This window comes from Rhodospirillaceae bacterium, assembly GCA_016712715.1.
Lineage (GTDB): Bacteria > Pseudomonadota > Alphaproteobacteria > Dongiales > Dongiaceae > Dongia.
On record JADJQM010000002.1, the window covers coordinates 1,010,242 to 1,022,271 of the forward strand.

The 12,030-nt window shown below is 62.7% G+C and carries 11 protein-coding genes and 1 pseudogene; 2 read left to right on the top strand and 10 right to left on the bottom strand.

Translation table 11 applies throughout. The features are described 5' to 3' along the window. Window positions 1–256: 256 nt before the first annotated feature. Together IPK59_15585 and IPK59_15590 are read left to right on the top strand one after the other, a co-directional pair. Window positions 257–1,240 (top strand): D-glycerate dehydrogenase, encoded by a 984-nt coding sequence (locus IPK59_15585; protein ID MBK8160121.1) that lies wholly within the window; start codon window positions 257–259, stop codon window positions 1,238–1,240. Window positions 1,241–1,350: 110 nt separating this feature from the next. Continuing rightward, window positions 1,351–1,755, top strand: coding sequence for a hypothetical protein (locus tag IPK59_15590; GenBank protein ID MBK8160122.1), 405 nt, complete (start codon window positions 1,351–1,353; stop codon window positions 1,753–1,755). A 12-nt stretch (window positions 1,756–1,767) separates the two neighbouring features. Here IPK59_15590 and IPK59_15595 read toward each other — a convergent pair whose 3' ends face one another. From IPK59_15595 to IPK59_15640, 10 genes and pseudogenes are all read right to left on the bottom strand, one after another. Continuing rightward, entirely contained in the window at window positions 1,768–2,280 is a 513-nt protein-coding gene (locus IPK59_15595) for a hypothetical protein (protein MBK8160123.1), read from the bottom strand. Beyond that, on the bottom strand, window positions 2,277–3,044 hold the full coding sequence (gene moeB / locus IPK59_15600; GenBank protein ID MBK8160124.1) for a molybdopterin-synthase adenylyltransferase MoeB: 768 nt from the start codon (window positions 3,042–3,044) through the stop codon (window positions 2,277–2,279). The genes IPK59_15595 and moeB overlap by 4 nt, the downstream gene beginning before the upstream one ends. Window positions 3,045–3,177: 133 nt before the next feature. Then, window positions 3,178–4,140: a cysteine synthase A gene (gene cysK / locus IPK59_15605; GenBank protein MBK8160125.1), complete on the bottom strand. Its 963-nt coding sequence runs from the start codon at window positions 4,138–4,140 to the stop codon at window positions 3,178–3,180. Window positions 4,141–4,183: 43 nt separating this feature from the next. Continuing rightward, window positions 4,184–4,639, bottom strand: a complete 456-nt coding sequence (locus tag IPK59_15610; GenBank protein MBK8160126.1) for an Rrf2 family transcriptional regulator — start codon at window positions 4,637–4,639, stop codon at window positions 4,184–4,186. Between the two features lie 35 nt (window positions 4,640–4,674). Further along, window positions 4,675–5,139: a dUTP diphosphatase gene (gene dut / locus IPK59_15615; GenBank protein ID MBK8160127.1), complete on the bottom strand. Its 465-nt coding sequence runs from the start codon at window positions 5,137–5,139 to the stop codon at window positions 4,675–4,677. Continuing rightward, complete coding sequence (gene coaBC, locus IPK59_15620; GenBank protein ID MBK8160128.1) at window positions 5,136–6,344, bottom strand: bifunctional phosphopantothenoylcysteine decarboxylase/phosphopantothenate--cysteine ligase CoaBC; 1,209 nt, start codon at window positions 6,342–6,344, stop codon at window positions 5,136–5,138. Before coaBC ends, dut begins: the two co-directional genes overlap by 4 nt. A gap of 182 nt (window positions 6,345–6,526) precedes the next feature. After that, window positions 6,527–8,800, bottom strand: coding sequence for a hypothetical protein (locus tag IPK59_15625; GenBank protein MBK8160129.1), 2,274 nt, complete (start codon window positions 8,798–8,800; stop codon window positions 6,527–6,529). Window positions 8,801–8,937: 137 nt separating this feature from the next. Further along, window positions 8,938–10,764: a DUF4166 domain-containing protein gene (locus tag IPK59_15630; protein ID MBK8160130.1), complete on the bottom strand. Its 1,827-nt coding sequence runs from the start codon at window positions 10,762–10,764 to the stop codon at window positions 8,938–8,940. Between the two features lie 355 nt (window positions 10,765–11,119). Continuing rightward, window positions 11,120–11,567: pseudogene (locus tag IPK59_15635) on the bottom strand (DedA family protein). 72 nt (window positions 11,568–11,639) lie between these two features. Beyond that, window positions 11,640–11,999 (bottom strand): hypothetical protein, encoded by a 360-nt coding sequence (locus IPK59_15640; GenBank protein ID MBK8160131.1) that lies wholly within the window; start codon window positions 11,997–11,999, stop codon window positions 11,640–11,642. Window positions 12,000–12,030 lie beyond the last annotated feature (31 nt).

Below are 12,030 nucleotides of genomic sequence, written 5' to 3' on the forward strand. Positions count from 1 at the left end.
GGGGGGGATGGCCCGATTCGCGCTCATATCCAGGCGATAAAGGGGTGCAGGGCTCGGGTCAAGTCATTGAAACCATAAGAGAGGTGCCAAGCGACGCCTTTGCGTCAATTGGGGCCGCGTTTGAGCCAGGGTGCGGCTGATTCGGGCCGTTCGGGCCCAGCCCCTCGACAAGCAAGGCAACCGCTTGCTACCACTCTTCCTGAGAAACGGGCGCCCAGACAACTTGCAAAGGCCCGTGCCGGGAGAAGTTGAGACCATGAGCAACAAGCCTTTGGTGGTGGTGACGCGGAAGCTGCCGGATGTCATCGAGACGCGGATGATGGAATTGTTCAATGTGAAATTGAACCTCGATGACCATCCGCTGACCCAGGCCGAACTGATCGAGGCGGTGAAGATCGCTGACGTCCTTGTCCCGACCGTCACCGACCGGATCGATGCGGGCGTATTGGCGCAGGCCGGCGAGAAGCTGCGCCTGATCGCCTCCTTCGGCACGGGCGTCGATCATATCGACCTTGCTACCGCCAGGCAGCGTGGCATCACCGTCACCAACACGCCGGGTGTCCTCACCGAGGATACCGCCGACATGACCATGGCGCTCATCCTCGCCGTGTCCCGCCGCGTGTCGGAAGGCGAACGCCTGATCCGCTCCGGCAAATGGCAGGGCTGGGGACCGATGAGCATGCTCGGCCATCGTATCTACGGGAAGCGCCTCGGCATCATCGGCATGGGTCGCATCGGCCAGGCGGTCGCCCGTCGCGCCAGGGGCTTCGGCCTCTCGGTTCATTACCATAATCGCCGCCGGGTCAGCACCGCGGTCGAGCAAGCGCTGGAAGCCACCTATTGGGAGAGCCTCGACCAGATGCTCTCGCGCATGGACATCATCTCGGTCAACTGCCCGCACACGCCGGCCACCTATCACCTGCTCTCGGCGCGGCGTCTCAAGCTCCTGCAGAAGCATGTATACGTCGTCAACACCGCCCGCGGCGAGATCGTCGACGAGAATGCCTTGACCCGCATGCTCGACAAGAACGAGATCGCCGGCGCCGGCCTCGACGTGTTCGAGCATGAACCGGCCCTGAACCCCAAGCTCATGAAGCTCGACAATGTCGTTCTCCTGCCGCATATGGGCTCGGCCACGATCGAGGGCCGCACCGATATGGGCGAAAAGGTCATCATCAACATCAAGACTTTCGCCGACGGTCACAAGCCGCCGGACCGGGTATTGGAAGCATTGCTTTGACATTGACGGCCCGCGGCGATCATCGCCGCGGGCCGTTTTTGCAAAAGAGCGGAAATGGTCGCACAGCGTAACGCTATCCTGGTGATCCGATCGAAGACAGGCGGAGTTCGATGAAGAGCTGGACCGACAAGCTGCAATCCACCACGCCGCACGAAATCAAGCGGATGCCGGTGACGCGTGCCGGCGTTGCCAAGGGCGGCGCCATGCTGCTCCCCTCCGTGCGCATGATCGATGAGTTCATACGCGATATTCCGCGCCGCCAGCAAATGAGTGTCGTGGAAATGCGCGCCGAGCTTGCAAAACGGCACAAGGCGGACGGCGCCTGCCCGGTCTATACCGGCTATCACCTGCGCACCTGCGCGGAAGCCGCCTTCGAAGCCTATGCCCAAGGCATGCCACTTACCAAGGTGACGCCGGTCTGGCGTGTGCTGGATGAAAAGGCGCTGACGCTGAAGAAGTTGAGTGCCGCCAATCGGGAGTTGATCCTGGCGCAGCGCAAACGCGAAGGGCTTTAGGAAGCGCCCGTATCAGAAGACCTCGGTTTTGGATCGCGGGACTGCCGGTGCGATGCCAATCCGCCAGAAGATCCAGCCGGACAGGGCGCCAGCCGGTGCCAGGACCGAGCCAAGGATGGCAGCGCCGAGATGCCAATCGCGCATGGTCCCCAATACCACGCCAGGAAAGAATACCATGTAGGGAAGCGGGCCAAAGAGGTCCAGCACGCCCGAGCCGACGAAGAATCCGAGCGCCAGCAGAAACACGGCAATGGTGCCCACCGCAATGCATTCGACCATGCCGACACGACCGCGGAAGCGCGCGACGACGTTGAGATAGACAAATGTGAACAGGATCGAGAATGCCCAGACAAAGGCGCCCGTTTCCGTCACATGCCCAAGCACGGCATAGATATTGCGGTCGCTATAAGACAGCACAAAGGCGGCAAAGCCGATATAGAGAGCCGGGAGCGGCGCAAGGAGAGCCGCGGCAATCAGCCGTCTCCAGCGCAGTGACGCCCAGTCGCGCACAAGCTCGCCGCTCATGCGGCGCTTCCGCAAGTCTGGCAATGCGGATCGCGCTTGAAGCGCACCTCACGGAAGGCAGGGCCCAGCGCGTCATACATGACAAGGCGGCCCGAAAGACTGTCGCCGATGCCGAGAATCTCCTTCAGCACCTCGGTCGCCTGCAGGGAGCCCATGACGCCGGCGACGGGGCCAAGAATGCCGGCCTGTTCGCAGCGGGGGATGAGATCTTCCGGTGGCTGCTCCGGAAAAAGGCAGCGATAGCAAGGGTGTGGGTCGCCAAGATGCGCCTTGAAGGTCGAGAGTTGCGCCTCGAAGCGCAGAAGGGCTGCCGAAACCAGGGGCTTCTTCAGGCGGTAGCAGAGGTCGTTCAAGAGATAGCGGGTGTTGAAATTGTCGCTGCCATCGGCCACCAGGTCGAAGCGGGCGATGATAGCGGCCGCATTCTCGGCGTTGAGGCGCGCCGCGATCGGTTCAATGACGATATCGGGGTTGAGGGCGCGCAGGCGGGCGGCGGCACTCTCCACCTTGGGACGATCGACGGCGTTTGAATCGTGAATCACCTGGCGCTGCAGATTGGTGAGATCGACCGTATCGTCATCGATCACCCCCAACGTGCCGATGCCGGCCGCAGCCAAATAGAGCAGCAGCGGGGCACCCAGTCCACCGGCGCCCACCACCAGCACCTTGGCGGCAAGCAATTTCAGCTGACCATCCTCGCCCACCTCATCGAGGATGACGTTGCGGGCGTAACGTTCCAGCTGATGGTCAGTGAGTTCGGTCATGGGGACCTCATCGATTACGAGACCCCTCACCCCAACCCCTCTCCCCGGAGGGGCGAGGGACTTAGAAGCAAGGCTCGCTAGAAACCCCCTCGCCCCGCGCTTGCGGGGAGAGGGTCGGGGTGAGGGGGTTTACTTACTCCAGCCCCTCGAACAAAGCCGTCGATAGATAACGTTCTGCCGACGAAGGAAGGATGACCAGGATGCGCTTGCCTTCATGGCCGGGGCGCTGGCCGATCTCGATGCCGGCGGTGAGGGCGGCACCGGATGAGATGCCGACCGGCATGCCTTCGATCTTTGCGACCTTGCGCGCCATGGCGAAGGCGTTGGCATTGGAGATGCGCAGCACCTCGTCGATGATTCCGCGGTTGAGAATGTCGGGCACGAAGCCCGCACCGATGCCCTGGATCTTGTGCGGGCCGGGCTGGCCGCCGGACAGCACCGGGCTGTCTTCCGGTTCGACCGCGACGATCTTCACGCCGGGGATTTCCTTCTTCAGGATCTCACCCACGCCGGTGATGGTGCCGCCCGTGCCGACGCCGGAGACGAAGTAGTCGAGCTTGCCGCCGCAATCGGCGATGATTTCCTGTGCCGTCGTGTGACGATGCACTTCCGGGTTGGCGGCATTCTTGAATTGCTGCGGGATGACGGCGCCGGGCATCGCCGCGGCCAGCTCCTCGGCGCGCTGGATGGCGCCGGTCATGCCACGCGCGGCCGGCGTCAGTTCCAGCTCGGCTCCCAACAGACGCAGCATCTTGCGGCGCACCAGCGACATGCTTTCCGGCATGGTGAGGATAAGACGATAGCCCTTGGCCGCCGCCACGAAAGCGAGCGCGATGCCGGTATTGCCGCTGGTCGGTTCGATGAGCGTGCCGCCCGGCTGCAGCTTGCCGCTGGCCTCCAGCGCCTCGATCATGGCCAGGCCGATGCGGTCCTTGACCGAGGACAGCGGGTTGAAGAATTCGAGCTTGGCCAGTAATTCGGCCTTCACACCCTCGGCGCGGCCGAGCTTGCCCAGGCGCACGATGGGTGTGGCGCCGATGGTGGCGAGGAAATTGTCGTAGATCTTGCCGCGGAAGGTGGCTTTGCTCATGGTCATGTTCCTTGTCTGGCGGAAGCGGCCCCTTGGGGGCCGGCGTTTCTTAGATGCTGAAATCAAGACGCTGCAGGGCGTCGGTCTGGATGCCGGCAGCCTGTGCCTTCTGGCACAGATCCTCCAGCGTCATCTCGTCGAGCTTGGTCAGCATTTCCTGTTGCAGCTCGCGCCAGACCGGCCGGACGATCTCCAGCGCCACGCGTGAGCCGGCCGCCGTCTGCACCGGGTCCGGCGAACCCTCGAACTGGCGCACGGCACGGACGATCTCGCCCAGGTTGATGCGGCGCTTCTCGCGCGCCAGCACATAGCCGCCCTTGGGGCCGCGATGGCCGGCAAGGATGCCGGTGCGCACCAGATGCTGCAGCACCTGCTCGAGATAGCGGCGCGGGATTCCCTGGCGCGCGGAAATGTCGCCGGATTGCACCGGTTGCGAGCCACCGTAATAGGCGATGTCGAGCACAGCTTCGATGGCGAAGAGAAGTCGTTTGGATGGATGTAGCACGGAGCTTCCCCGTTCCTGTTTCTATCGTTTCTTGGTCATGAATTGGCGGTCTTTAGGCCAGTCGAGCCGAAGCCGCCGCTGCCACGCTCGGTCGATGGCAGTTCGGCCACTTCGTGCCAGGCCAGGCGCTCCACCTTCGCCAGCAGCAATTGCGCAATGCGCTCGCCGCGGCGCAGGGTCACCGGCACATCGGAGAGGTTAATGAGAATGATACCAACCTCGCCGCGGTAATCGGCATCGATCGTGCCCGGCGCGTTGAGGACGGTGATCCCCTGCTTGAGCGCCAGGCCAGACCGCGGCCGCACCTGTGCCTCATATCCCAGCGGCAGCGCGATGCTGATACCGGTCGGCACCAGGGCGCGACCCAAGGGCGGCAAAGTCAGATCGCTCACGATCGCCGCCAGAAGATCGAGCCCAGCGGCACCAGACGTCGCATAGGCCGGTAACGGCAGGTCGGCGCCATGGGGCAGGCGGGTGATGGCGACCTTGACGTCCGTCATGTAGATGCTTTCTTGAAGTCGGCGGCGATGCGGGCAACGAGGCGCTGGGCAAGGTCGGTCTTGCTGAGGCGTGGCCACTCCTCCGCCCCCGCGGCATCGATGAAATAGACCTTGTTGTCTGCGCCGCCAAAGGTGCCGGTGTCCGGCGAGACGTCATTGGCGAGAATCCAGTCGCACTGCTTCTTGCGTCGCTTGGCGGTGGCGTGTTCGACCACTTTTTCGGTCTCGGCGGCAAAGCCGATGACGAGTTTCGGCCGTTTCGGACCGGGCGCGGCGACGGTCGCCAGGATGTCGGGATTGGTGGTGAGGTCGAGGCGCGGTGGCGCGTCGTTCTCGCGCTTTTTCATCTTCTGTCCGGCCAGTGTCGCCGGCCGCCAGTCGCTGACAGCCGCGGCGGCGACCATGATGTCGGCCGGCAGGTGTTCCAGCGTTTTTGCCAGCATCTCGGCCGCACTCTCGATATGGCGCACATGGCAGCCGGCCGGATCGGGCAAGGCGGTCGGGCCTGTGATCAGCGTCGTCTCGGCCCCGGCGGCGGCAAGGGCCGCGGCGATGGCGTGGCCCTGCTTGCCGGAGGATCGGTTGCCGATGAACCGCACCGGGTCGATCGCCTCATAAGTGGGGCCGGACGTGACCAGCGCCTTGAGCCCGGTGAGCGGGCCGGGCGAGAGGATCGCAAGGGCCGCCGCGACGATATCCAGGGGTTCGGCAAGCCGCCCGTCGCCGATCTCGCCACAGGCGAGGTCGCCCGCCCCCGGGCCAACCGTCCTCACGCCGCGCGCGCGCAGGGTGGCGACATTGGCCTGCACCGCCGGATGCGCCCACATGACGGCATTCATCGAGGGGGCGATCAGCACCGGACGGTCATTGGCGAGGAGGGCGGTCGTGGCGAGATCGTCGGCCAGACCATGGGCCATCTTGCCGATGATATCGGCGGTGGCGGGTGCCACCAGGACCAGATCGGCTTCCCGCACCAGCCGGATATGCCCCATCTCGGCTTCGTCGGTCAGGGAGAAGAGTTCGCTATAGACCTTGTCGCCAGCGAGCGAGGCCACAGAAAGCGGTGTCACGAACTCAGCGCCACCCTTGGTCAGGATGACGCGGAAGGCGAGTCCGCGCTCGCGGCCTCGGCGGATGATATCCAGCGCCTTATAGGCGGCGATGCCACCTGAGATGATCAGGAGAACCCGTTTTCCGGCGGTCATGTCGCGTCATTCCACAGTGAACTTTAGTATTTACTGTTTGCACTGGAGAAATTCAAGATATGCCCGGTCGGTCCCGTAGATTGCGCCCGACGCGCAGAAGGTATGAAAAAATCCTCTAAGATGCTGAAATATCAAGCAATATAACGTATCCTCGGCGACGGGTAAGCAGCATCCGTGCAGTTTCAGAAAATGAAGAAGTCGTCTGCCGTAATATCCGCCGGCAGGTTGGCGAGAGTCGCGACGAGCATTGCATCGTTATGCTGATTGCCGGTCGGGTCGTAGTAGAGGTTGCCGTTGCCCTTGTCATAGAGGATGCGATCGTCCGCATCACCTGCATCCTGCCACGCGGCGAATGACCCAGCGGCCAGAGACCCCAGCGCACCGGCCTGCCCGAAAACGGCGTGGTCCAGCCAGATCGTGTCGGAGGGTGCCGAAAAATCGGTGATCGTGTCGGCATTGGCGGCAATCGGGGTCACGTCGAAGACGAAGCAATCCTTGTCGGCGCCACCCAGCAGCGTGTCCTGGCCGGCACCGCCGTCGAGTGAATCGTTGCCTGGCTGCCCGGACAGATAGTCATCGCCGTCGCCACCCACGAGCTGATCGCTGTTGGCGCCGCCATAGAGCTTGTCATTGCCAGCGCCACCCTCAACGACGTCATTGTTGTTTTCGCCATAGAGGGTGTCATTTCCGGCACCGCCACGGATAAGGTCGTTTCCAGAGCCACCCAACAGCGTGTCGCTGCCGATACCACCGGTCAGGTGATTTGCCAGGCTGTTGCCGATACCCGAGAACTTTCCACTGCCGGCAAAGGCCAGATCTTCGACATTGGCGCCCAGCGTGTATTTGGACAGCGATGTTGTGACGAGGTCGATGCCCTGGCCGGCAAGCTCCGTCACGGTATCGCCGCTGGCATTGACGATATAGCCGTCATCGCCCGCGCCACCGCGCATCGCATCATTTCCGCTGGTGCCGATGATGAGGTCGTTGCCGGCCGTGCCATTGCCACCTTCGACCATGTCGCGGACGACGATGTCGATGACGTCGCTATGGCTGAGCCCGTCCTGGTCCGTCACCGTGACGGTCAGGTCGTGGCGGGAATCCGCTTCGAAATCCAGGCTGGCGCCCGCCCGGACACGGATCTCGGTGCCGATGATGTCAAACAGGCCGGCGCTCGCCCCGCCAAGGGTAAAGACATGGTGATCCCCGGCATCGGCGTCGATCGCCGTAAGGGTCGCCACGACGGTGCCACCTGCAGCATTCTCGTCCACCAAGCCGCCGGCGACAACAAATCCGGCTGGTGCTGTGTTGCTGTTCGTCACGACTGTCTCGATCGTCGATCCATTGAGCAGCCAAATGAGATCGGCGTAGCTCTCGGGAATGAGCGTGTCGACAAGGATGAGATGGGCCTGCCCCTGAGACAGGTCGAACAGCGTCTGCAACATGTCCCCGTCGGTGAATGTAAAATTCCTGATAGTGGTATCGGCATCGGCCGCCAGCCAGACATGCGCGGTCCCGCCAATGCCTCCGCTATGCGTCGGGTTGAGGCTGGTGCTGTTCTCAAGTGTTACCGAATCGCTCCAGATACGGAAACCGCGATTGTTTTCGTCGGCCACCGCGCCGACAAGAATGGTGTTGCTGGATTTGATGTCATAACCCGCATCGGTGTTGCCGCGTGCCACCGTGTCCTCGAAACGTATGTTGTAGACACCCCTCTCGGTCGTGAAGCCGTCGCCATTCCAATAGGTGCTGGCAGCACCCGTGGCCTTGCTGTTCGACATTTCGACCGCGCGCAACACGATGTCGTGGGCGGTTCCTTCAATCAGAACGCCGGATATGAAGGGGTCGGTGGTCTGTACACCACCATCTGCCGTCACATCCTCGATCAGCACGTCATGGCTGTCATATTTGAGGTGGATGGCACCCTTCGCATAGCCGGTGATATCGACGTCGCGCACGGTAAGGCCGCTGATCGTGGCCGTGGTCGCAGAGCCGGATACATTGTTCTCGATGAACCGATAAACATTATCGGCGTCGACATGCTCGATGGTGAGGTTGTCGATATCGGCACCGATGCGGAATGCGCCATTACCGACATTGCGGATCGCGAGATCCGCGAAATGGAGGTTGTCGGCGCCATCCAGCAAGCGGAACAGTTCCGAGCCTTGAGCTCCGCCGTCTGTCCAGTTCGGGGCCCGCATGCCGCTGATATCCGCCGCCATGGGATTGCCGAAACTGTCGACGCCCCGGATTGTCACGGGTGCGTCCAAGCTACCACCCGCCGTCAGGGAGATCTGCCCGCTGGGGTGATAGGTGCCCTGGTCAGCCAGCAGGAGAACCTCGCCACCTGGACCGGCGGCCGTGATCATTTTCGAGAGGTTCGTCAGGGTCGCCGCATTTTCGGGTGACGAACCATCCTTGAGGCCGCTGCCGGTGGGCGAAATGTAGCGAATGGTCATGGCACTATCCTGCGAGGGGCAAGCAAGCGATCGCTGTGATCGGCTCGGTCACGCCTTCCGAATAGCGCTGCAAAAACTTAACGAACTGATACGCCTGTCAATCCATAGCTATTTGTAACAGCTCGGTAAAATACCTACTAAGGTTGACGCGCATGGTCACGTTCCAAATCACCCTGGTAGTGAACGATCAGCGGCCCCCAAGGCAGGGCAATACGAACATCAAAGTAGAAGAGCCCATCACGCACCTGCTCCGTGGCGTCGATCCTGGGCGCGAGAAATCCGGGCAAGGGCAGGCCGAGCAGGCGCCAGGACTGGATCTCCATCTCCAGGCCATCGGCATCTCCGCGAAGATGGAAATCGAATGTCAGCGGCCAGAAAGTTTCTGTGAGGATCGTTTGGCCGTTTTTCACGCGCGACGACAGACGGCTGCTGAAACGATGGCCGGCAAAGTCACGTTGCCAGATCTCGCCGGTTGGAGCGATGGTGAAGGTGACGGCGACCGGCACGTCTTCCTGCGCAGGTGGAAAGCGAATCATCCACCCCAGCAACCGCGCGACCGGGTCATCTCCGCGCCGCACCCGTCCGCGACCAGTGACATATGCGTCGGCGACAAAGCTGTGCATTGCCTGGACAGGTTTCGGCATCTGCATAAAGGCGGGGCCGAGGACACGCGCATACAGCGGCGATGGCAGGTCGGTCCGGCGAATGTCGCTGAACAGATGGAATTGCGCAAAGAGCGGCTCGAAATCCAGCAAGCTCAGCAAGCCTATGGCGGGACCGGCACCAACCGGGATCTTGCCGGCCGCCAGTTTCTGCACCAGCAGCACCGAGGCGAAACTCGGGACCCATGGGCCATGTCCGTCCTCGGCAATCAGGGTCCAGATGTATTCGGCAGCGGTTTCCGAAATGTCCGATCCGGTGACGCTGACCGACATCGCGGACCGATCGCTGCCGAGAAAACCGGTGAGTTTCTGCAATCGATTGATGAAGGGGGCAAAGGGGCTGAGGCTCTTCAGCAGCCGCCATCGCACCGCGAAACTCAAGAGCCACAGGGTGACATTCTGCACGAACAACTCGGCGCCGGCGCGAAAGATGATCCGGCCGGCTTCCGGATAGCGCCGAGGCAGCAGATCCAGGTCCGGCACGTCGCATAACCCCACGAGCCGCCGCTTGATCGGCCGACGGCCGCGGACAGAAAAGGACTTTCGGGCCAGGTACTGCCAGCCATAGCCCTCAATCCAAATGCCCATCCGGGGAATGCGGATCGGCTGGCCGATATAAGAGAGAATCGCAGCATTGACGCTAGGCCCCGCTGTCGCGCGATTGCTGGCCGAAAGTGCAATGTCGATCGCAGCAACGTGCGTGAGGTCCGTGGCCAGCCTGTCGACCACCGCCATGCTCAAAGCCGGCACGCTGCTGGCACCGGAAAGAACCGCCACACCGGCTGTCCGGGCGGCGGAATCAAGCGCGTCGATACCCAGCACGAAGGCGCGGCTGTCGGCCAAGTCGATATAGTGGATGCCATGCCGGATGCAGGCCTCCGGTACGGCATACCGGGTTGGGCTTGCATCCTGAAACGGCCCAGCCGCGTCGATCACCGCCCAAGGCGCCAGGTGACGCAATTGCCCATCGACATCGCCCTTGCGATCGAACTGGGCAAAATGGATATCACCGTCAGGGAGAGATTGTATCAGCAGCTGCGCCTTGGCTGCGTCGCGGCCACCGATGATCAGGCGGAACTGCCCAGACTTTGCCAGGAGTCGCAAGGCCCGGCTGCCGAACGTACCCGACCCGCCGATGATCAGGACGGAGTTCAAGCCAGGAACCGATCCGCTTGCGAAGGTTCCGGCACCACGCACAGATCGTGGCGGCCGAACCAGCGATAGCGATTGCCGGCGATTCGGTCGTAGCACCAATCGCGCCAGGCCCTGGGCAGGAACCGGAAGATCGCAGCGGCGCGCCACCACCCGGCAAAGCTGCTGACGATCTCGATGGCCGCCTCGCTGCGCACGAACAATTGGCCCTCCTTGATCAACACGTTGGTTTCCCAATGATCGGTGGGGAGCCCGTAATGGCGATAGAGGGCTGTCGCAAGGTCGGTTTGTGCCGCGAGGAAACGGTACTGACCGCGCCCGTCATGCCGCAGGACGAAACGCACGAAGCCCGAGCACAGGGCACACACGCCATCGAAGACGATGAGTGGCCGGTCATCCGGAAATGCCGGGACCGCCTCGTCGGTGCGATAGCTGTAGGCCTCAGTCATGTGCTTGAACCCCGCTGGCTATCCTTCTATCACGGCGGGCGGCGCCGGATCACGCGTCACGATCCGCCGCCGCCGAATCCATCCAGAACGGCCCAGGCGATCACGGCATAGCGCACCGTCTTGCCAATCAGAACCAGTACCAGGAAGGGCAGGAACCGCGCCCGCAGAACGCCGGCCGCGACGGTGATCGGATCGCCGATGATGGGGACCCAGGACAGGAGCAGGAGGATATCCGTAACGCTGGAAAAGCGCATTTGCCTGATCCAGGCGGCGCCTGCTCACGGGAAACCATTTCCGGTCCTGCCAATGCAGGAGAAAGCGCCCGAGCAGCCAGTTGGCGACGCCCCCCAGCGTGTTGCCGGCGGTGGCCACCAGCAGCAGCAAAACCCAAGCCTGCGGGTGTTGCGACAGCAGCGTGGTGAGCACGGCTTCGGAGAAACCGGGCAGGATCGTGGCGGCACCAAAGGCCGCGAGGAACAGGGTGAGATAGGAGAGGAAGGTCATGGCCAGCGGCACTATAGCCGCGGCAGATACCGGCGAGGAAGATGCGCCACCCCGCCGGTTCGGTCGTGGTTATCAGAAATTGTTGGGGTTGCCCGGCAGGATGGTGCCGCTGCCGCCGGACTTGCCGTCCTTCCACCATTTCACCTGGTCGCCGGTGATCTCTACGGCCCAGCAATCCTTCGGGCTGCCGTCATAGAGGAAGCACATCGTGTCTCCTTCGACAGTCCACTTGGCCGCGTAATCCTTGCCCTTGATGACGCCGTCGGCCTGATAGAACTCCGCATAGGGGCCGCTCGCATCCATGTTGCCCTGTATGCTGTTGCCGCTGACGGCTGCCTTTATGGCATCGCCGGTGGTCGGGGCCGCCAGCGCGGTACCCAGGCTGAGCAGCGTGATGCCGCCGGCGAGGAAGATCTTCCGCAATATTGTCATGTGTCGTCTCTCCCAGATTTGAACTTGGCCG